This window comes from Skermanella sp. TT6 (assembly GCF_016653635.2).
In the GTDB taxonomy this organism is placed as follows: Bacteria; Pseudomonadota; Alphaproteobacteria; order Azospirillales; family Azospirillaceae; genus Skermanella; species Skermanella cutis.
The window spans coordinates 130,858-150,254 of sequence record NZ_CP067421.1; the positions used below are offsets into that span (position 1 = coordinate 130,858).

Consider the following 19,397-nt stretch of genomic DNA (forward strand, 5'->3'; position numbering starts at 1 on the left):
CGGCCCGTGTCGAAACCTCTCAGCGTTCCGGACGGAGACGGTGTAGAAAAGACGCGGCTTCCGTTGCTGAAGGCGATATAACCTTGACCAGTGCGACACAGGATCACGAAGCGGACATGGCAGCGCCGGAAGTTCCGGCTCCCGATATCCGGATCGGAATCAAGCTGCGCCATGCCCGTCTCGTCAGGGGCCTGCGCATGAGCGACGTGGCGCGGCGGGTCGGCTGCTCGGAAAGCCTGATCTCGAAGCTGGAGCACGACAAGGCGAAGCCATCCTTCGTCATGCTTCACAAGCTGGTGGTGGCGCTGGAGACCAACGTCGCCTATCTGTTCGCCGATGCCGACGATTCCGCCGGCCCGGTGGCACGGGCCGGCGAGCGTCCCGTCATCACCACCGATCCGCTCCGCAACGCCCACGGCATCCGCCTGGAACGGCTGATACCCTATGCGGAGGGCCACCTGCTCCAAGCGAACATCCATATCATCGACCCGGGCAGCGGCAGCGACGGCGAGATCGAGCACGACGGGGAGGAGGTCGGCTATATCCTGGAAGGCGCGCTTGAGCTGACCATCGGCGGACAGATTCACAGCCTGTCGGCTGGCGACTCCTTCGCTTTCCGCTCCGAGCTGAAGCATGGCTACCGCAACCCCGGGGACAGGATGACCCGGGTGCTCTGGGTGAATACGCCACCGACCTTCTAGAGTGGTTTCGCGATCAAATCGATCCGCCCCAGGGAAGCCGAACCGATGCGTTGCGCCATGGGCGCAACCTACGATCGGCGGTCCGCATCACCTCCGCCCTGCATCCAGCCGTAGGTTGCGCCCATGGCGCAACACCGTGCGGCGACTGGGACGGCCGACTGCGAGGACCGGAGCGGTTCAACCTGATCGGGGACTGCTCTAGAGCTGAGCCCGATCAGGCTCATCCGCCCAGGGCAGCCGGACCTGGCGCAAGGTCTATCTCAGTGATACCGGGCCGAGCACGGGGCATCTATCCCTCAGGTCGGAAGCCCACGATCCAGACCATCAGCGCCGCAAACCTTGTCCGGCGTCGAGGTTACTGGTGGCGGTACATGAACGGGCGATGCCTGCCCGCAAGGGGCGGCCGGGCAAGGTTCAGTTTCTCCGCCCCTCGCCCGGCACTCCCTGGCATGCTCCTTAGCCAATCAGGAAGTTTGCCTCGCTCAAGTCACTGGTCTGAAGGCCGACGAACGTGATCGCGCCGACAGTGTCGCCGAGATTGAGAGAGATTCCGTAGGCCTGCTGACTCAGATTGGCCAGGGGATCGAAGTCCCCGCCGAAGCCGCTCAAATCGATGACATCCTGGCTCTTGTCAAAATCAAGGATCGCATCGGTGCCGGCGGTATCGGGACGAAAAATGAACCTGTCTGCTCCGCCGAGCCCGACAAGGAGGTCGTTCCCCTCCCCTCCTTCGATGGTGTCATTGGCGTTCCCACCGATGATCACGTCATTGCCGGCATCTCCGACCAGGATGTCCGGTGCGTGATTCTCCAGATCCAGATTGGCTACGGCCCTGATCAGGTCGTCACCTTCCCCACCGAAGATCGCGTCTGCCGCGACGTCGCCGCCGCGCAGATTGTCATTTCCGGTTTCGCCGAAAACGCGGTCGCCGTCTGGATCGTTCCAGACGACGACGTCGTCGCCCTCGCCGCCATACACGACATCGGCCCCGGCCATGCCGCCGACAATGTCGTTGCCGGCGCCGCCGAAGACCAAGTCGTTGCCGGCTCCCGTGGTGATGGTATCGCTGCCAACGTTGCCATCGATGGTGTCGTCGCCCTCGCCGCCGTCGATCGCGTCGTCGCCCTCAAGTCCGTTGATGAGGTCCGCTCCAGCGAGGCCCTGGATCATGTCGGCTTCAGGAGTGCCAACCAGGAAATCGTCTCCGTCGGTACCAATAAAATCAGGCATTCTATCGTCCTGTTACTTGTTAGGGAAAGCCACTCGCCTCTCTCGCAAGATGCTTGGCGTGGACGTGTCAAAGTATTGACACAAAAGAAATGGAGTCTGTCATGTGTGTCCGAGGGTTCAGACCTTGACCCGTAGGTCTGGCCTCTGACAATGGATCGAGTACTGCTTGCCTTGGGGCGCTGAACGGGTCCGAACGCGGTGAGCATCATGATGCGGGATTGGGTAGACGGACGCTGCAACGCGGGTCGGCGGCGTCAGGACCCAGCACCCGTCCTCTGCTTTCCTGGTTCTCGATCAGGCCGGGTCCCAGCTGGCCATGAGCGTCTTGAGGCCGTGTATGGCGAAGTTCGGCTGCCATGAAGGTTCGTCGGCATCATGCAGCCGCATGCCGGGTAGACGGCTGAGAATGCCGACGAATGCCTCCTGGCCCTCGATTTGGGTAAGCTGGGCGCCCAGGCAGAAGTGTATTCCACCCCCGAACGAGAGCGGCCTGTTGTTCGAGCGGCCAAAGTCGAGAAGATCAGGTTCACCGAACTTGGCGGGGTCGCGGTTCGCTGCCCCGACCAGGCACAGCACGACCTGACCCTCGGCAATGGTCGTTCCGGCGATGTCGGTGTCTTCGAGAGCGGTGCGGCCGACAAACTGCACCGGTGAGTCGTAACGCAGCAGTTCGGTCACAGCCGAGGGAATGAGGCTCGGATCCAGTTGTAGCCGCGCGAGCTGGCCCGGGTTGCGGTGGAGAGCCAGCAGGCCGTTGCCGATCAGGTTGCGTGTCGTCTCGTGGCCCGCGGCGAAGAGCAGCCAGACATTGGCCAGCAGCTCGTCGTCGGTCAACCCGCCTCCGTCCCCGACCTGCACCAGGGCGGTAATCAGATCGTCTTCGGGATCACGACGGCGTCGCTCGAAGAGATTTGTGAAATAGGCGCCCTGCTCCTCGAACATGGCATTGGCTTCGCGTAATTCCGACTCATTCATCGGAACCGGGTCGAGCATGCGGGTGCTTATCGTCGTTTCGTGGAAAAGCCGCGTGTCCTCCGCCGGAACTCCCAACATGTCGCATATCACGGTGACCGGCAGCACGTGAGCGAAGTCGCGGATCACATCCATGGTACCGCGGGGCACCAGCTGATCGAGCAGGTCGCCGACCAGGGTCCGGATGCGCTGCCGCATCAGTACCACCCGGCGGGCCGAAAAAGCTTCGGTAACCAGTCCGCGCAGGCGCGCATGGTTCGGCGGCTCCTGCATCAGCATGGTCATGGCCATCAAACGGAACGCCGTCTGGTCCATCATGCCGCGTCGGTAGATATTCTCGATGTGAGCCTCATACCGGCGTCCGAAGCGTCGATCCCTGAGGATCTCGGAGCAGACGTCGTAAGAGGTTGCGAGCCAGTAGTTGCCGGCGGGATCCCATAGCAGAGGGCTTTGCCGGCGTAGCCGGTGGTATGTCGGGTAAGGATCCCGGATGAAGTCCGGATCTCTCGGATTGAACAGGGGAAGCGGACGCTTCGCAACTTTATCGGCAACGTTATCGATCGTGAGGTCTTCCATCGTCTTGCTTCCTTGGAGTCTTCGGGAGGTTCGCCGCTGGGCTGTCCCATTGTTTTCGCAGGCTCGGACTGTCGGACTGAAAGAACCGGGCATCTCTCCGGGCGGAGTCGAGCCCCGGCCAGCCAGAGCGGTCCACGTAGCCTGCCGTTCCACGCGCTGCACTGTGTTGCGCCATGGGCGCAACCTACGGTTCGATGCAGGGCGGAGGTGATACGGGCAAGCGATCGTGGGTTGGGCCCGTGCCCGACGCATCGGTTCGGCTGCCCCGGGGCGAAGCGACCTGATCGGGCACAGCTCCGGAACGGTTTCGGTCAGTTCGGAGGCGCCTACCGCCGAGCCTTCAGGGAGCCGTCAGCCTCATGACGACGATATCGGTCTTCTCGTCGGGCCCGAATGGTCCCGGAACTTTCCGGCTGATGGGCGGCAGGCTGATCAGGTAGTCGGCGATGGCTCCGGCATCGGACTCGGTCAGGCCGGCGAAAGCGCGCCACGGCATGATCGGTGCCAGGATGCGTCCGTCGGGCCGGACCCCGGTCTTTATCGCGGTGACGATGTCATCCCGGGTCCAGTCGCCCAGCCCCGTTTCATGGTCGGGTGTCAGGTTGGATCCGACGAAGACACCCATGCCCGCGACCTCGAAACCTACGTCCGATCCGGCCAACCCATGGGATAGGTCGGGTTTCCCGAGAAAATAGCCTGGCGTGTGGCAGTCGTTGCATCCTGCCAGGTTCACCAGATACCGGCCCCGCTCGATCTGATCCGCCGAAGCCGGCTCGCGTGCCGGCAACGGCGCCTGGACATGTTTCTCGGCATGGCCTGCCGTTGCCGGGTGGAATATCCATACCGCCATCAGGGCACTTGCGGAAATGGCCAGCAGCAATGCCGGCATCCGCAGTGCTTCGTGCCGGCCTGTCGACCGGGTATGGGGTGCCTGTCCACCTGTCATGGTTCGATGCTCCTGTCCGTCTGACAATCACGACAATGCAGCGGGGACGCTGCAACGGTGTTTCGGGAAACAGGAGATGCGTTGCGTCTGTAACTTGCCCGATCGCGTCCCACGGAGTGGTGGAGGAGCACCCGTTCCGGGTCAGGCCCGCGGGGGAGCGCACCCGACCCGGCGCAAGGTCAGGATGCGGGGTGCGGAAAGCCTGAAAAACCGATCCGCTGAAGGAACTGCTCGCGCACCCGGTCCATCACGGCGAACGTCACCGCCGCGCCGTCGTCGGCCGGGTCCACATGTACCCTGAGCGGGCGCTTGCCGGGGACCGCTGCCACGATGCCGACCACCGCGCGACCGACCGAAGCCGGATCAGCATCTTCGGGCACCGCCGCGGCCAACGCTTGCTGTATGCGGTCTGCGAAACCGTCGCTCCAGGCGGCCGTGTAGGCATCGGCGACAGGCGCATCCTCCGGATGGCCCGCATTGGCAAAATGGTTAGTGCCCTTGGTGAACGCTCCCGGCACGATAATCGAAGTCTCGATGCCGAGGGGGGCCAGTTCCTTCGCGTAGCAGACCGCGAGCGCGTCCATCCCGGCCTTGGCTGCGAAATAGGGACCCAGCAGCGGCGGCACGCCGCCCGCGACGCTGCTGCTCGATATCCAGACCAGAAGGCCAGACTTGGCTGCCCGCATGTGGGGTAGTGCGGCGCGGTTTACCCGCTGCGTGCCCAGGACGTTGACATCATACTGCTGGGCGAGTTGTTCGGGCGTGAACGCCTCCAGCGGCCCGTACATCATGTGACCGGCGTTATGGACCAGCACATCGAGACGCCCGTGTTCATCAATGATGGCGCTTAGGGCGGAGACGACCGATCCTTCGTCCTGTACGTCGAGTTCGATCGAGCGCAGGTCGACCCTGTTCGCCTTGGCAAACGCGGCGTTGTCCGCAACCTTGTCGGCATTCCTTTGCGCCGTATCCCGCATCGAGGCGTAGGCCGTGTGCCCCGCTTGCGCGAGGTCGCGGGCGATCATCTGTCCGAAGCCGCTGGATGCGCCGGTGACGAGTGCGATGAGACTCAAGAGACTACTCCTTGAATTGGCCGTACCTGACGATGATGGGACGTATGACCGGCAGCCGACCCGCTGCAGCGATGCCCAGCTGCGATCTCCAGTACGTCCCGACCGGTTCCGGTCAGATCATGCCGCCGTTCACGCGCAGCACCTGCCCGTTGACCCAGGCGCCATCGGGACCGAGCAGGAACGAGACCGCGCCCGCGATGTCGCCGGGTTCGCCCAGGCGGCCGAGCGGGATCAGCTTCGCCGTACCCTCGATCTGCGCTTCGCTCTTGTCCGCAAGGAACAGCTTTGTCGCGGTCGGTCCCGGGGCGACCATGTTGACGGTAATGCCGCGCGGCGCCAGCTCCTTTACGAGCACGCGGCTCATCGCCTCGACGCCGGCCTTGGTCGCGCCATAGACGCCATATGTGGGTGGCGAGAGGCCGATGACGCTGGTCGAGAAGCTGACGATACGCCCGCCATCGCGTAGCCGCCTGCCGCCCTCGCGCAGGCAGTTGAATACGCCCTTCAGGTTGACAGCGATATGCCGATCGAACGTCTCGTCGTCGGTTTCGACTATCTTCGTCAGTTTCATGATACCGGCGTTGTTGACGATGGCATCGACCCCTCCGAACGCCTGTTCGGTCGCGTCGAAGAGCTGAGATACCTGCGCCGGGTCGCTGACGTCGGCCTTCACCGCGATGGCGTTGCCGCCCGCGGCCTGGACCTGTTGCGCCAGCTCGACAGCCGGCGCTTCGTTGCCCGAAAAGTTGATCGTGACTGCCCAGCCGTCCTGGGCAAGGCGCTCCGCGACAGCCGCGCCGATCCCCTGCGATGATCCGGTGACGATGACCGATCGTTCCGACGATGCCATGTGATGCTCCCGATTGATGAGGGTTCACACGGCAGAACGCGGGCCTCGCCGCTGTGTTTCTTGACTTCGTCCGAAGCGCAACCTCGCCGAAATTAATCGCGATTTGACCGAAGTCGGGAAGCGGATCGGTAGTCGCGCGGTGTCGAACCCACCTCTCGACCAAAGGCGCTGGAGAAAGACCCTGGACTCCTATAGCCGCACATATGCGCGATTTCGGCGATCGTCATGTCGCTGGTCTTCAACATCCGTTTTCCCGCCTCCAGGCGCAGCGTCGTCAGATAGGCGAAGGGCGTGACGCCCATATGCTCGCGGAAACGACGGACGAAATGGTGCACGCTGATGCACGCTTCGTTCGCGAGTTCGGCGAGGGTCAAGTCCTCCCGGAAGCGGGCGGACATATAGTCCAGCACCCTATCCAGCTGTCGATCTCCCAGTAGCGGAGGGTGGCGGGAATCGTCGTCGGGATCCCACCACTGCGAGTGGCGGGCCAGCAAGTGCGAACAAATGAAACGGGCTACCTGCTCGGCATAGATGCCCGGGGCTTCCCGATGCATCGCATTCAGCACCTCGCCCGCCACGGCACCGATCATCATGTCCTTGAACACAAGCGCCGACAGCGGTCGGTCCGCGTGCCGGGTGCCGATGCGCCGATACTCCTCCGCCAGTTCGCCGACGATCATGCCGGACAGATAGAGGTGAAGGGTCTCGAACTGATTGTCCGGATCGAGCGCCTGCCATGTCATGCGCGTCGTCTCGAACGGCGGCGTAAGGCCGGCATTGCCGGCGCCATAGGTCGCCGTATGCCAACGACCCTGCTTGAACACCTGGATGAGGTGGCGTCCGCGTTTCGCGACGACCAGCGTGACGTCGCCGGTGGGCCGCGTCTCGAAGACATCCGTCCTGCCCACCGCGCGATGCTGGTCGAGCAACAGGCCCTGCCAGCCGAGATCACGGCTGGACCGGACAAGCAGGTTTGGCTTCGCGGCCGCGCATTCCAGGCTCAAGGGATCGGACAGGGGGGTCAGGGGTGTGAAATCAGACATTCGCGCTGCTCCCAAGGCCGTCTTTCCAGGCACGCGGCGGGCCGGTCGGCTATCCCGAGCCGCTTCTCGATCTGGCTAACGGTTCTACGCCATACCCGCCGGCCGACCAATGTTCGTTCTTGACGCGCGGGCCACTCAGAATGGTTCGACCGTGGCCATGAAAACGTATCCGACTCCGCGTTCGGTCCGGATCATGCGAGGTGCGTCGGGATCGATTTCGAGCTTGCGCCGCAGCCGCAGCACCTTGACGTCGATGCTGCGATCATAGACGTCCTCATGGATCCGCGTCGCCTGCATCAGGTGGTCGCGCGTCAAGGGCCGCTGCGGTGCCTCCAGGAAGGCCAGAAGCAGGGCATACTCGCCTTTCGTGAGGGCGACCTGCTTCCCGCCGGGATCGAGCAGCCGGCGGGCCCGACGTTCGACGCGCCAGCCACCGAACCTGTATCCGCCGCGTTCCTGCTCGCGCGAGCGGCCGGCCCGGCCCATCTCCTGGCGTCGCAGCACGGCACGCACGCGAGCTATCAGTTCCCTGAGGCTGAACGGCTTGGTCAGATAGTCGTCCGCGCCGAGTTCCAGGCCCAGGACGCGATCGATCTCATCGCGGCGGTGCCCGGTGGTGATGATGACCGGCACGTCGGAGTGGGACCGGATCTGCCTGAGGAGGTCAAGACCGTCCTCCTGTCCAAGCCTCAGGTCGAGGATGATGGCACTGGGCTGCCGGTTCGCCAGATGCCTGCCCAGCTCGAGCCCGCCGGCGAGGGCGATGGCCGGCACACCGTTGTCCTCGAAGTAGCTGGTGACCATGCGGCGGATGGACGGATCATCGTCGATAACCAGAATATAGCCCGTCATGAGGGTGTCGCGCCGGGCACCGGCCTCCATGCGTCGATCCGTGTTCCGACAGGCCGCATCCTCCGGTTCTTCCGGTATGCTGGATATATGTCCTTGCAAGTCCATGGAGTTCCCTGTGTGAGGCAGGGCACCTGCCACCCAGGCCGGGGGCACCCGCCGAAGCGAGGTGGAGCACTGCCTGATGCGCCTCGGCAAGCGCCGGCGCGAGACGATCGTACGGGCCTCGTGCGGCAATGCCGTGGCACGGAAAACCGCTTCCCCCGCCGCGGCAGCCGCAGGTGATCCGGGTCGATACGCGGTCTGCTGCCTAGCATCGCAATGCCATCCGGACAAATTCTACAAAGAACATAGCTCCAGGAGGTAACGCGGAGTAGAAAATTACGGATGTAGGAAATCTCCGGCCTTTCGCAGTGATGCCGTAGCGCCTGTGCGCTTCAAATGTTCGTGAGGATGCATCAGGAGGCGTCATGTCATCTCAGATATCCGATCCGGAAGAATCCCCTCGGCGAAACGGTCGCCGGCGGCGTGGAAAGGAGTCCGGAGGTGCCGCCGGTTCGAAGCGGGTGTGCTTGGCAGCGGTTGCCGGTGCCGCGGCGATCCTCACCCTGGTCAGCGGCTTCGATGCTGTCCTGACCGCGTCCGTGGCAGAGCCGTCGCGACCGCCCGAGCGACACGCGGTCCGGACCGATGAGCCGCTGACCCCGATCCTGAACGTCCCCGACCCGCGTACCGCCGGCGCCTTGCTCGGCGAGCGGCTGTTCGCGGATCCCCGTTTATCCGCGGACGGCTCGCGCAGCTGTGCCACCTGTCACGATCTCGGCACCAATGGCGCTTCCGGGAGGAACCTGGACGAAGGGCTCGATGGGGCGGAGCTTCCGCTCAACACCAGTACCGTCTTCAATGCCGCGCTTAGTTTCAGGCTCAACTGGGAGGGTGCGTTCCGCACCCTGGAGGATCAGGCACGAGCCACGATAGAGAATCCCCGCATCATGGGCAGCAGCGTCGAAGACGTCGTATCCAGGCTGGCCGCGGATCCGGACATGGTGGCCAGCTTCCGCGATGCCTATGGGCGGGAGCCCGATACCGCGGGCCTCCTGGCGGCACTCGCCGATTTCGAGCGGACGCTGGTGACCCCCGACAGCCCTTTCGACCGGTGGCTGGAAGGGGATGACGGCGCCCTTTCGGCGGAAGAGCTGGAAGGTTACGAGGAGTTCAAGTCGCTCGGGTGCGCCGCCTGCCATCAGGGAGGCAACGTCGGAGGCAACCTTTTCCAGAGACACGGCATCTTCTACCCGCTGGCCTCGCCTGAGCCGGAACTCCTTCGCGTGCCCAGCCTGCGGAACATCGAAACCACCCCACCCTATTTCCATGACGGGAGTGCTCCCACCCTGGAAATCGCCGTCCGGAGGATGGCCAGGGCCCAGCTCAACTCCCGACTGACCGATCGGCAGGTGAGCTCCATCGTCGCTTTCCTGCGCGCACTGACCGGAAAATTCCGGGGCCGCCAGGTAGGAGCGCCGTGATGAGGACAGGCCCGTTCGCGGCCGGAGCGGTCGCTCTCGTCCTGCTGCTGACGTGGATAGCCTTCCGCGGCATGAGTGCCGAGTTGGATGACTGGAAGCATGCCTCGACCGTCCTGGAAAAGATCGAAACGGCGAGGAACATGATCGATCGGGACGTCCTGAGCGCTCGCACGGGCATTCTTCGGAACTACGATTCGATCGTCCGGGAAGTCGGCGTCTTGCGGACCAATCTCGAACGCTTGCGCGCCGATACAGGCGATGACGCCGAGATCGGCGATGCGATCCGTGCCCTGCAGGACGCCTTGGCACGGGATGAGGGATTGATCGAGGACTTCAAGAGCCGCAATGCCTTGCTGCAGAACTCCCTGGCCTATTTCGTCGTCCTGAACCGGAACCTCGAAGGCCAGGAACAGTATCAGGGTCAGGGACAGGGCCGGGACTTTGCCGGACAGATCGGGAGGCTTGCCGCCGCCATGCTGCGGCTGACCCTCGATACAACGTCTGGATCGATCGCGCATGTCGATGCCCAACTGGAAGTCCTGTTGATCACGAGCATCGCGACAGGGAACGTGGTGGCTGCGCAGCCATTGCTGGAACACGGGCGCATGCTTCGCGATCAGCTTCCCGCGACGGATGCCCTGCTCAGGAATCTCCTCTCCTCCCCGGCCTCGGGACATATGGAAGCTGTCCAGGGGCTGATCGAGGAGCGTGCCGCAGCGGCCGGCGCCGCAGCCGGCATGTTCCGGTACATGCTCTACATCATTTCCGTGCTTCTGGCATGCATGCTCGTATATCTCGGGGCTCAGCTGCAGGCGCGGGCACGGGCGCTTCGGTTCCGGGCCAACTTCGAGCATACGATCGCGGCCATCTCCACCCGTTTCCTGTCTTCAGGATCGGCTGATCTGACGTCGCATGTGGATCTGGCGCTATCGGAACTTGCCGCCTGCATCGGCGCGGATCGGGCCTATTTCGTCGATGGCCGAACGGCCGGGGTTTACCAGTGGAGCCGGAACGGCGTAGAGCCGGCACCGGGTTGGCCGGAGCGGGCACGACTGCTTGCCGCGGCTTTCGAGCGCGGCGACAACGGTACCATCCATGTTCCGGCGATCAGGCGGATCGCCCGGGCGACCACCGGCGCCAGGGCCGGTCGGGAGATCGACCGGGGCTCGGGCGACGCTATCGATCGGATGGCCGATGCCGGTCTCCATGCATGGCTCGGCGTGGTGTCTTCGAACGCCGAGTGTCCGGGCGGCATCCTCGGTTTCGATGCCCTGCGTCCTGGTCCGATGACCAAGTGGCATGATTACGGCCTGTTCCGCATGGCATTCGACACCATCTCGGCGGCCGTCGAGCGCGATCGGCTGGCCCGCGAGAAAGAGCGGCTGGAGGCCGGCCTGCAGCAGGCGCGCCGGATGGAGACGGTCGGCGCCCTCGCCAGCGGGGTCGCTCACAACTTCAACAACATCGTGGGGGCTATCCTCGGTTACACCGAGATGGCGCGGGAGAGGGTACCGCCCGACAGCCGGTTGGCGGGGAACCTTGATGAGATCCGGCTCGCCGCCGAACGGGCCCTGGCCCTGGTCGACCAAATCCTCACGTTCGGCCGGCGCGGCACCTCGCAGCGGAAGCTGATGCGGGTCCGGGATCTTGTCGATGAGACGGCGTCCATGCTCGAGGCGTCCCTTCCGCCGCGGATCGAGCTCAGGATCAGGGACTCTTCCGGGGATACCAGGATTCCCGCGGACCCGGCCCGCCTCCAGCAGGTGCTGATGAACCTGGCCGCCAACGCGGCGCAGGCGATGGACGGCAAAGGGGTCGTCGACATCGCGATAGCGGGGATCGAGTCCAAGGATGCGGTGCGGCTCGGGTCGGACGAGTTGGGTCCGGGGCGTTACGCAACGCTCACGGTGACCGACAGGGGCCGGGGCATGGATGGCGCGACCCGGGAACGGATCTTCGAGCCCTTCTTTACGACCCGCCCCGAAGGGAACGGGCTCGGTCTGGCCACGGCGCGCGAGATAGTGCGCGAGCATGGCGGTGCGATTTCGGTCCGAAGCGCACCGGGGGAAGGGACGACGTTCGAAGTATGGCTGCCGTGCGCCATCCCGGAAAGCCGTCCGAGCGGGTCGCCGCCCGGGCGGCAGCTTCCGCCGGCCTCCCTGCGTGGCGACGGTGAAGCCGTGCTCATCCTCGACGGCGACGGTCGGCGATTGCTCCGTCTGGAGGAGATCGTGGCCGCGCTTGGCTACGAGCCGGTCGGGGTCACACGGGCGGAAGAGGCTGCGCGTTCGCTCGGCCGGCCAGGGTTCGAGTTCGTGGCGGCGCTGATCTGCCAGCCCCGATCATCGGCCTTCGAGATTTCGGCGCTCCTTCGCCGGGAGGCGCCAGATTTGCCGATCATCCTGGCAACGACATCCGCTGCCGATATACACCCCCCTGTCCTCGCCGCCGCCGGCATCCGCGAGATCGTCCACAGTCCCGTGACCGCTGCGGAGCTTGCTCGCGCCTTGTCGCTTTGTCGGAAAAGTCAGGAAACGGCCGCCGGAGAGGCGAGCTGGGGCACCATGGCTACCGGTCCGCTCTCGCCAACCGAATAGCCCGTTGCTTCGGTGCCATTGCTCCTGCCGGAGTGACATCCGTCATGTTCAGCTGCCCGGCATCTCCTCGATAAGCTTCGACCTGACCTCGGCGGGTGCGCCCTCCGCCCAGAGCAGCAGAGCGTCCAGCGCCGGACACAGGGACTGGCCCCATTCCGTCAGGTGATACTCCACCTTCGGCGGGACCTGGTGGTGGACGATGCGCCCGACCACGCCATCGCTCTCCAACTGACGCAGTTGCTGGATCAGCATCTTCTGGGAAACGCCGGGGATCGCCCGCTCCAGATCGGAGAAGCGCCGCACCTGGCCACCGAACAGCTGGAACAGGATCACGAGCTTCCACCGACCCTCCAGAACCCGGAGCACGTTCTGCACGCTCTGAGCCCCGGAATGAGGCGTGTAGGACGCACGCTTACCTTCAGGTGAGTACCTTACTTTTTCGTCCGTACTTGTCATCCGGAAAGCCTCGTAGCAATTTTCCACCGACGCAATGTAATCCAGGAGAGATCATATGGACACGAGACTGCCGATCGCGATCGCCGCTCCGGAGATCGCGTGATGCCCGCGCTCATCGACCCGGCCGAGTTCCAGGGACGCCGCGTCGTCGTCACCGGCGGCACCAAGGGTACCGGCCGGGCGACCGTCGAAAGGTTCCTGGCGGGCGGCGCCCAGGTCCTGACGGCCGCGCGCAACGGAGCCCATGGCCCCGAGGGAGCCGGGCTCGTGGAGGCGGATCTGACCACCCCGGAAGGATCCTCAAGGCTCGCCGAGGCGGCCATGGAGCGGCTCGGCGGCGTTGACGTCCTGGTGCATGTGCTGGGGGGTTCCACCGCCCCGGGCGGGGGTTTCGCGGCCCTGACGGACGATGTCTGGCGCGCCGAGCTCGACCTGAACCTGCTTTCGGCGGTGAGGCTCGATCGAGCCTTGCTGCCGCAGATGATCGCGCGCGGCGAAGGGGCCGTCATCCATGTCTCGTCCATCCAGCGTCAACTGCCGCTGTACGATTCCACCACGGCCTATGCTGCGGCCAAGGCCGGCTTGACGACCTACAGCAAGGCGTTGTCGAAGGAACTCGGGCCCAAAGGCGTGCGGGTCAACGTCGTCTCGCCGGGCTGGATCTACACGGAAGCCTCGGACGCCCTGGTCAACCGGATCGCCGACAGCACCGGCGGGACGCCGGAGGCGGCGCGCCAAAGCATCCTGGACGCTCTTGGCGGCATCCCCCTGGGACGTCCGGCCCGGCCCGAGGAAGTGGCGGAGCTCATCGCCTTCCTGGCCTCGGAGCGGGCCTCGGCCATCCACGGCGCGGAACACGTCATCGACGGCGGAACGGTGCCGACGGTTTAGGACCCTTGCGGTTTTCCGAGGGTCGATCGCCGGATCGTGCGTCACGGGGTGGTGCGGGAGCGCCGTGGAACACGACCCGGGACCCCGCCGGATCCCTCAGCCGATCGATTCAAGAAAATCCGAAAGAATGGCGTTGACCTGCCCCGGTTGCTCAAGCGTCGCGCTATGTCCGCAAGCGTCGAGAACATGGAGATCGCACCCGATGCGCTCCGCCATCACGGCGCTCTCCGCGGCGGGGCGGGACCGGTCCTCGCGCCCCGCGATGATGATGGTCGGAGCCCGGACCCTGTCCAGGACGTCCAGGGCGTCCTCGCGGCCGAATATCAGGCGGCCGAGAGGCGCGATCGTCTCGCGCAGGCGGGCCGCGTCGTACCGGGCGATCCGGTCGCGCAGGAGGATCGGCAGGTCGGGAGACCGGGTCGCGACATCCGGCGCGAAGAAGAGCGGGATGATATGCGAAACGATCGCATCGTTCACCCGTCCTTCGCGTTCGACCGCATCCAGCATGCCGAAATAGGTGCGGCGGTTCGCTTCGGGTTCCGCGCCGAGATAGCTGTTGAGCAGGGCGAGGCCGGTAACCCGCTCCGGTGCCAGGGCCGCGAGATGCGCGCCCCACATGCCGCCCATCGACGTACCGACCACCGCGAAGCGATCGATGTCGAGGCGGTCCATCAGGGCGAGCATCTGCGCGGCGAGATCGGCATGCCGGCGCGTGTCCGTAGGCATCGGCCCGGAGTCGCCATGGCCCCACATCTCGGGGACGACAAGGCGGTAGCGGGATTGCAGGGCGTCGATCTGGGGCCGCCACATCCGCCAGTCCCAGAGATAGCCATGGCCGAGAAGCACCGCCGGCCCCCGGCCGAACTCGACCAGGGAGAGCGGGCTGCCGGCGATCTCGAGAACGCGGCGGGTGGGCAGGTTGCTTTGAGTCGTCATCGTCTTCCCCATGAGATAGGCGGCGGCCGCAGGGCCGCCGAAGGGCGGTTGCCGGAGTGCCGGCCTTACAGGCCGTGCCTGGCGCGGAGCCGCGCCGCCGCCTGCTCGCCGATGATCGCGCACGGCGCCTGGGTGTTGCCCGTGGTCACGCGCGGCAGGATGGACCCGTCCGCGACCCGAAGTCCGTCGACGCCATACACGGCGAGCGAAGCGTCGACGACCGACATGTCGTCGCGTCCCATCTTCGCCGTGCCGCATTGATGCCAGTAGGTGACCGCCGCATCGCGGATGAAGGCATCCTCCGCGTCGGCATCCAGGACGCCCGGGATGGCTTCACGCGTGACATGGGGCTTGAACGCCTCGGCGTTTCCGAGAGCGCGGCACAGCCTGACGCAGGCCCGGGCCGCTTCCAGGTCGGCGGGGTCGGACAGCATGTTGGCGTCGATTGCCGGGGGCTTGCCGGGATCGGCATCGCGAAGCCGGAGGCGGCCCCGACTCTTCGGCTGCGCCAGCCCCGCGAACATCGTCCAGCCATGTTCGGGAACGCCGAGCGCCGCGGTGCGCTCGCTCGGCACCGGAAACTCGACCTGGCAGAACAGCAGGTCCGGTGCATCGAGCTCGGGTCGGCTCTTCCAGTAGAGCGTCGCTTCGCTGCCGCTGTTGCGCGGCGCGATCGCCTCCTTGCATTCCCACGTGCAGCCGAAGGAGACGTGGTCCTGCATGTTCCGCCCGACTCCGGGCAGATGCTGAAGGACCGGGATCGAATGGCGCTCCAGTTCGGTCCGGTCGCCGATACCAGACAGCATGAGCAGCTTGGGCGTGTTGATCGCGCCGGTGGACAGGATCACCTCGCAGCCTGCCCGGATCGCGAAGATGCGTCCGTCCTTCTCGACCTCGACGCCGCGCGCCCGGCGGCCGTCGAACAGCACGCGCCGTACCTGGGCGCCGGTCAGGATGGTGAGGTTGGAACGGTCGGACCACGGGTGGACATAAGCCCGGTACAGCGACTGGCGCCGGCCATCGCGGACCAGCATGTCGGTCAGGGCGGCGCCGCCCGGCCCCTCCATCATGGCGCCGTTGGGGCTCTCGAACGTCGGGATGCCCAGTTCGCGCGCGGCACCCAACATCGCGTGGGCGAGCGGGTTGGGGTCTTGGGCGGGCTGGACCCAGACGGGGCCGCCGGTGCCGCGGTAGCGCGGGTCCGGGGTTCCCCGCCAGTTCTCGATCCGCCGATAGATGTCCAGGACCGAGTCGTAGCCCCATGCGGCATCGCCGGCCTCGGACGCGAAGAAATCCCAGTCGTTGCGATGGCCCCGCGCCCATACCATCACGTTCACGCTCGAGCCTCCGCCCAGGCCCCTGCCCATCGCCATGGACAGGGCGCGGCCGTGAAGATGCGGGTTGGGTTCGGCTTGGAAGCCCCAGTCGCGCTCGCTTCCCAGGTTGGTCGGCCACAGGGCGGGATCGAGCACCGAGTCGGCCTCGTCGCTTCCGCCGGCCTCGATCAGGAGAACCCGCACATCGGGATTCTCGGCGAGACGGCGGGCGATCACCGAACCCGACGCACCCGCGCCGCAGACGATGAAATCATGGTCGGTATCCGGTTCGGCGGCGAACCGCGGCCGATGTTCCTGCGCATGTCGGGTGTGCTCCGTGTCCTGGCTGGCAGGGTGATGGCTTGGCATCGTTCTTTCCTTTCTAGCGGATGCTGGTCGAGAGCCGGCCGCACGGCCGGAGCCCGGGCAAGAACCCAGGCCCGACCTGGAGGCCTGCCGTGCGGGGGGAGAGGACGCCGAGGATCAGCGCGCCTTGCGCGGGCTTTCCGTCGCGGCCTGGTCGATCACGTCGGCGACGACCTTGGGCTGGGTCATGAAGACCGCGTGGCTGGCCGGCACCTCGGTGACCTCGGCGCCGATGCGGTCTGCCATATGGCGCAGCATGCGAAGGTCGAACGCCTTGTCGTCCGTCGCGATGACGGCCCAGCTCGGCCTGGAGCGCCATGCGGCCTGGGTCAGTTCGGTCTGGAAGGCCGACAGGTTGATCGGCACCTGCGAGTCGCGCATGAAGGCCGCGTCCGCGTCGCTCGCGTCGGCGGCGAAGCCGATCTTGAAGTTCTCCGCCTTCATGACGCCGAAGCCGTCGCCCTGCGTGTCGATGACGAATTCGGCGGGCGTGACGAAGCCTTCATATTGCTGTGCCGTCGTCTCGCCCGCGTCGGGCGAGAGGGCGGAGACATAGACGAGACCGGCGACCTTCGGATCGACGCCGGCTTCGGTGATGACAGTGCCGCCCCAGCTGTGGCCGACGAGGATCGCCGGGCCGTCCTGCCTGGCGAGCGCGCGCTTCGTCGCGGCGACGTCGTCGGCGAGCGAGGTCAGCGGGTTCTGGACGATCGTCACGCGATAGCCCCGCCGCGTCAGATCGTCATAGACGCCGCGCCAGCCGGACCCGTCGGCGAAGGCGCCATGGACCAGCACGACGTTGCGAACCGCCTGCTCCCCGACACCCTGGGCGCCGTGGCCGGCCTGCTGGGCCTGGGCGGCGAACGGCAAGGCGGCCACCACGGCGGCGACGGCGGCGACGCGAAGACTGTTCATCATGGGAGAATTCCTTTCTTGAAGGATGGACGATTCAAGCGGCCAGCGTCAGGCGAACATCCAGGCCGCCGCGCGTGGCATGCGAATAGGGGCAGACGACATGCGCCTGCTCGACCAGTTCCCGGGCGACGGCGGCATCGATCCCCGGCAGCGTGATCGTCAGCGCGACGTCGAGCCCGAAGCCCTGGCCATCGTCTCGCGGGCCGATGCCCACGGCGGCGGTGACGCGGCTTTCGTCGGCGATCTTCACCTTGCGCTTGCCGGCGACGAACTTGAGCGCGCCGAGGAAGCAGGCGGCATAGCCGGAAGCGAACAGCTGTTCGGGATTGGCGCCTTCGCCGCCGGCCCCGCCGAGTTCCTTGGGCGTGACGAGCGCGACGCTGAACGCGCCATCGGTGGTGGCGGCGTGGCCGGTGCGGCCACCGGTCGCCGTGGCTGCGGTACGATAGAGAATGTTCATGGCCCGGGTCCTATATGCCGATAACTGTTATTGCGATAACATAGTGCTTAACACCCGGCCTCACCGTCGTCCAGTGAAAAATATCGCGATATTTATTTTCGCGATGGTATATCCTATATAGCGGGTGAAGGAGCATGCCATGACGAACGAAACCAACCGCCCGGTCCCCTTGGACGACCAGCTCTGCTACGCCATCTACTCGGCGGGCATCGCGATCCAACGCGCCTACAAACCCCTGCTCGACGCGCTCGGATTGACCTATCCGCAGTATCTCGTGCTCAACGTCCTGTGGCGCGAGGACGGGCAGACGGTCGGGCGCATCGCCGAGCAGCTCGCGCTCGAATCGAGCACGCTCACGCCGCTGCTGAAACGGCTGGAGGCGGCCGGCCTGATCCGACGGACGCGGAATCCGGAGAACGAGCGGCAGGTAGTCATCGCGCTGACAGACCAGGGGCGCGCCCTGGAGAATAGGGCCGGATGCCTCGGGGAAACCCTGCTCGAGGCGTCCGGCCAATCCCCTTCGGAACTGGGAGAGCTTAATGTGAAGGTCAGGCAGCTGCGGGATGAGATCTACAGCCGCATCGGGCGCTGGAGCCTCGACCGTACCTGAGACCGGTGCGCAGTCGTTACGCGATCGAAGGGGAAGCGGCGTGCGCCTCGGGCGCGGCCAACCCCGATGCCGGTCAGGGCTTGCGTGACCCTTCTCTTTGTTTCACCTGAAACCCGATTGCCCCGGATTTGAGGCATCCGCGAAACCTGGCTCCGCGATGATCCTGGAGCGTCCCCTCCGCCGGACACGCTCATCGTCAGGAAGAACCAGATGAACACCACGAACCATATTCTTGAAGTATCAACCTCTCATGGCAAGATTGTCGCCGAGGACAATGAGCGAGATGCGCCCATTCTTGTTCTGATCCACGGCAACTCTTCTTGCCGGCGGGTCTTCGATCGTCAGTCCGAAAGTGAACTGGGCAGGACCTATCGGCTCATCACGTTCGATCTACCCGGTCACGGAGAATCCGACGACGCGATCGAACCGGAACGTACCTACACGAGACCCGGACTAGCCGACGCGGTCGTCGAGATGCTCGCCAAGATCGATGTCTCCGAGGCTGCGCTGCTGGGATGGTCTCTCGGCGGACACATCGCGATCGAGATGCTCGGGAAGTTCGGCGGGGTGCAAGGGCTCATCCTTACCGGGACACCCCCTGTCAGAAGCGGTGGCATGGCCGAGGGCTTCAGGCGTCCTCCCCATGCGGGGCTGGCCGCCCGTCAGGATCTATCCGCCGCCGACATCGACCTGTTCGCGCAGATGATGTTCGGCGAACCGGTCGAGCCGTTCCTTCGGGAGGCCATCGGACGAGCGGACGGGCGATGCCGCAGACTGCTGTTCGAGGCGGCGCGCGCAGGCGCAGGCGTCGATCAGCGCGAAGCCATCGAGTCAAGCCCGATCCCGGTTGCGGTCATCAACGGCGGTGCGGATCCTCTCGTAAATCTCGATTACATCAGCAGCGTCGATTATACCAACCTCTGGGAACGGAAATGCCATCGTCTCGACGGTGTCGGTCATGCGCCGTTCTGGCATGCGGCAGACCAATACAATGCCATGTTGGGGAGATTTCTTCAGACCGTGTTTTCTGAATGAGATCGACGTAACCGTTAAACCCGGCTGGACCGGAGGGCGCATGGCGGCG

Annotated in this window: 18 protein-coding genes; 6 read left to right on the plus strand and 12 right to left on the minus strand. The window is 65.3% G+C overall.

Going from position 1 to position 19,397, the window contains the following annotated elements:
- The first annotated feature begins 116 nt into the window (after positions 1 to 116).
- Positions 117 to 701, plus strand: coding sequence for a cupin domain-containing protein (locus IGS68_RS28435; RefSeq protein ID WP_201082471.1), 585 nt, complete (start codon positions 117 to 119; stop codon positions 699 to 701).
- 456 nt (positions 702 to 1,157) lie between these two features.
- Here the strand turns inward: IGS68_RS28435 and IGS68_RS28440 are convergent, their stop codons facing one another.
- From IGS68_RS28440 to IGS68_RS28470, 7 genes are all read right to left on the minus strand, one after another.
- Complete coding sequence (locus IGS68_RS28440) at positions 1,158 to 1,931, minus strand: calcium-binding protein (protein WP_201082472.1); 774 nt, start codon at positions 1,929 to 1,931, stop codon at positions 1,158 to 1,160.
- A gap of 294 nt (positions 1,932 to 2,225) precedes the next feature.
- The gene (locus IGS68_RS28445) at positions 2,226 to 3,479 is read right to left on the minus strand and encodes a cytochrome P450 (RefSeq protein ID WP_201082473.1); all 1,254 of its coding nucleotides are present in this window, start codon (positions 3,477 to 3,479) and stop codon (positions 2,226 to 2,228) included.
- A gap of 340 nt (positions 3,480 to 3,819) precedes the next feature.
- Positions 3,820 to 4,329, minus strand: a complete 510-nt coding sequence (locus IGS68_RS28450; RefSeq protein ID WP_247881464.1) for a c-type cytochrome — start codon at positions 4,327 to 4,329, stop codon at positions 3,820 to 3,822.
- A gap of 275 nt (positions 4,330 to 4,604) precedes the next feature.
- Positions 4,605 to 5,450, minus strand: coding sequence for an SDR family NAD(P)-dependent oxidoreductase (locus IGS68_RS28455; protein ID WP_371821950.1), 846 nt, complete (start codon positions 5,448 to 5,450; stop codon positions 4,605 to 4,607).
- Between the two features lie 160 nt (positions 5,451 to 5,610).
- Positions 5,611 to 6,348 carry an SDR family oxidoreductase gene (locus tag IGS68_RS28460; protein ID WP_201082475.1) on the minus strand — a complete coding sequence of 246 codons (738 nt, stop codon included), beginning with the start codon at positions 6,346 to 6,348 and terminating at the stop codon, positions 5,611 to 5,613.
- 92 nt (positions 6,349 to 6,440) lie between these two features.
- Complete coding sequence (locus IGS68_RS28465) at positions 6,441 to 7,391, minus strand: helix-turn-helix domain-containing protein (RefSeq protein ID WP_201082477.1); 951 nt, start codon at positions 7,389 to 7,391, stop codon at positions 6,441 to 6,443.
- Positions 7,392 to 7,526: 135 nt separating this feature from the next.
- Positions 7,527 to 8,273, minus strand: coding sequence for a response regulator (locus tag IGS68_RS28470; protein WP_247881465.1), 747 nt, complete (start codon positions 8,271 to 8,273; stop codon positions 7,527 to 7,529).
- A gap of 533 nt (positions 8,274 to 8,806) precedes the next feature.
- On the opposite strand from IGS68_RS28470, the gene IGS68_RS28475 reads away from it, so the two are divergent.
- On the plus strand, positions 8,807 to 9,766 hold the full coding sequence (locus IGS68_RS28475; RefSeq protein ID WP_371821929.1) for a cytochrome-c peroxidase: 960 nt from the start codon (positions 8,807 to 8,809) through the stop codon (positions 9,764 to 9,766).
- On the plus strand, positions 9,766 to 12,363 hold the full coding sequence (locus tag IGS68_RS28480) for a two-component system VirA-like sensor kinase (RefSeq protein WP_201082480.1): 2,598 nt from the start codon (positions 9,766 to 9,768) through the stop codon (positions 12,361 to 12,363). Before IGS68_RS28475 ends, IGS68_RS28480 begins: the two co-directional genes overlap by 1 nt.
- 48 nt (positions 12,364 to 12,411) lie before the next feature.
- Here the strand turns inward: IGS68_RS28480 and IGS68_RS28485 are convergent, their stop codons facing one another.
- Positions 12,412 to 12,819, minus strand: a complete 408-nt coding sequence (locus tag IGS68_RS28485) for a winged helix-turn-helix transcriptional regulator (protein ID WP_201082482.1) — start codon at positions 12,817 to 12,819, stop codon at positions 12,412 to 12,414.
- 102 nt (positions 12,820 to 12,921) lie between these two features.
- Here IGS68_RS28485 and IGS68_RS28490 point away from each other — a divergent pair, with 102 nt between their 5' ends.
- On the plus strand, positions 12,922 to 13,710 hold the full coding sequence (locus IGS68_RS28490; RefSeq protein WP_201082484.1) for an SDR family oxidoreductase: 789 nt from the start codon (positions 12,922 to 12,924) through the stop codon (positions 13,708 to 13,710).
- A gap of 96 nt (positions 13,711 to 13,806) precedes the next feature.
- Here IGS68_RS28490 and IGS68_RS28495 read toward each other — a convergent pair whose 3' ends face one another.
- From IGS68_RS28495 to IGS68_RS28510, 4 genes are all read right to left on the minus strand, one after another.
- Entirely contained in the window at positions 13,807 to 14,628 is an 822-nt protein-coding gene (locus IGS68_RS28495) for an alpha/beta fold hydrolase (protein ID WP_371821951.1), read from the minus strand.
- An 83-nt stretch (positions 14,629 to 14,711) separates the two neighbouring features.
- Positions 14,712 to 16,331: a GMC family oxidoreductase gene (locus tag IGS68_RS28500; RefSeq protein WP_201082488.1), complete on the minus strand. Its 1,620-nt coding sequence runs from the start codon at positions 16,329 to 16,331 to the stop codon at positions 14,712 to 14,714.
- Between the two features lie 114 nt (positions 16,332 to 16,445).
- Positions 16,446 to 17,243, minus strand: a complete 798-nt coding sequence (locus tag IGS68_RS28505; protein ID WP_201082815.1) for an alpha/beta fold hydrolase — start codon at positions 17,241 to 17,243, stop codon at positions 16,446 to 16,448.
- A 34-nt stretch (positions 17,244 to 17,277) separates the two neighbouring features.
- Positions 17,278 to 17,703, minus strand: a complete 426-nt coding sequence (locus tag IGS68_RS28510) for an organic hydroperoxide resistance protein (RefSeq protein WP_201082490.1) — start codon at positions 17,701 to 17,703, stop codon at positions 17,278 to 17,280.
- 139 nt (positions 17,704 to 17,842) lie between these two features.
- Here IGS68_RS28510 and IGS68_RS28515 point away from each other — a divergent pair, with 139 nt between their 5' ends.
- Together IGS68_RS28515 and IGS68_RS28520 are read left to right on the plus strand one after the other, a co-directional pair.
- Positions 17,843 to 18,313 (plus strand): MarR family winged helix-turn-helix transcriptional regulator, encoded by a 471-nt coding sequence (locus tag IGS68_RS28515; protein WP_201082492.1) that lies wholly within the window; start codon positions 17,843 to 17,845, stop codon positions 18,311 to 18,313.
- 210 nt (positions 18,314 to 18,523) lie between these two features.
- On the plus strand, positions 18,524 to 19,348 hold the full coding sequence (locus IGS68_RS28520; RefSeq protein WP_201082494.1) for an alpha/beta fold hydrolase: 825 nt from the start codon (positions 18,524 to 18,526) through the stop codon (positions 19,346 to 19,348).
- Positions 19,349 to 19,397: the final 49 nt, after the last annotated feature.

What these genes read in the sequence shown, in the direction of transcription:
- IGS68_RS28500 (WP_201082488.1), bottom strand. Translation starts at nt 16,331, where the DNA reads ATGCCAAGCCATCACCCTGCCAGCCAGGACACGGAGCACACCCGACAT.
- IGS68_RS28490 (WP_201082484.1), top strand. Translation starts at nt 12,922, where the DNA reads ATGCCCGCGCTCATCGACCCGGCCGAGTTCCAGGGACGCCGCGTCGTC.
- IGS68_RS28440 (WP_201082472.1), bottom strand. Translation starts at nt 1,931, where the DNA reads ATGCCTGATTTTATTGGTACCGACGGAGACGATTTCCTGGTTGGCACT.
- IGS68_RS28435 (WP_201082471.1), top strand. Translation starts at nt 117, where the DNA reads ATGGCAGCGCCGGAAGTTCCGGCTCCCGATATCCGGATCGGAATCAAG.
- IGS68_RS28515 (WP_201082492.1), top strand. Translation starts at nt 17,843, where the DNA reads ATGACGAACGAAACCAACCGCCCGGTCCCCTTGGACGACCAGCTCTGC.
- IGS68_RS28460 (WP_201082475.1), bottom strand. Translation starts at nt 6,348, where the DNA reads ATGGCATCGTCGGAACGATCGGTCATCGTCACCGGATCATCGCAGGGG.
- IGS68_RS28505 (WP_201082815.1), bottom strand. Translation starts at nt 17,243, where the DNA reads ATGAACAGTCTTCGCGTCGCCGCCGTCGCCGCCGTGGTGGCCGCCTTG.
- IGS68_RS28510 (WP_201082490.1), bottom strand. Translation starts at nt 17,703, where the DNA reads ATGAACATTCTCTATCGTACCGCAGCCACGGCGACCGGTGGCCGCACC.
- IGS68_RS28445 (WP_201082473.1), bottom strand. Translation starts at nt 3,479, where the DNA reads ATGGAAGACCTCACGATCGATAACGTTGCCGATAAAGTTGCGAAGCGT.
- IGS68_RS28470 (WP_247881465.1), bottom strand. Translation starts at nt 8,273, where the DNA reads ATGGAGGCCGGTGCCCGGCGCGACACCCTCATGACGGGCTATATTCTG.
- IGS68_RS28455 (WP_371821950.1), bottom strand. Translation starts at nt 5,450, where the DNA reads ATGATCGCCCGCGACCTCGCGCAAGCGGGGCACACGGCCTACGCCTCG.
- IGS68_RS28480 (WP_201082480.1), top strand. Translation starts at nt 9,766, where the DNA reads ATGAGGACAGGCCCGTTCGCGGCCGGAGCGGTCGCTCTCGTCCTGCTG.
- IGS68_RS28465 (WP_201082477.1), bottom strand. Translation starts at nt 7,391, where the DNA reads ATGTCTGATTTCACACCCCTGACCCCCCTGTCCGATCCCTTGAGCCTG.
- IGS68_RS28450 (WP_247881464.1), bottom strand. Translation starts at nt 4,329, where the DNA reads ATGGCGGTATGGATATTCCACCCGGCAACGGCAGGCCATGCCGAGAAA.
- IGS68_RS28520 (WP_201082494.1), top strand. Translation starts at nt 18,524, where the DNA reads ATGAACACCACGAACCATATTCTTGAAGTATCAACCTCTCATGGCAAG.
- IGS68_RS28485 (WP_201082482.1), bottom strand. Translation starts at nt 12,819, where the DNA reads ATGACAAGTACGGACGAAAAAGTAAGGTACTCACCTGAAGGTAAGCGT.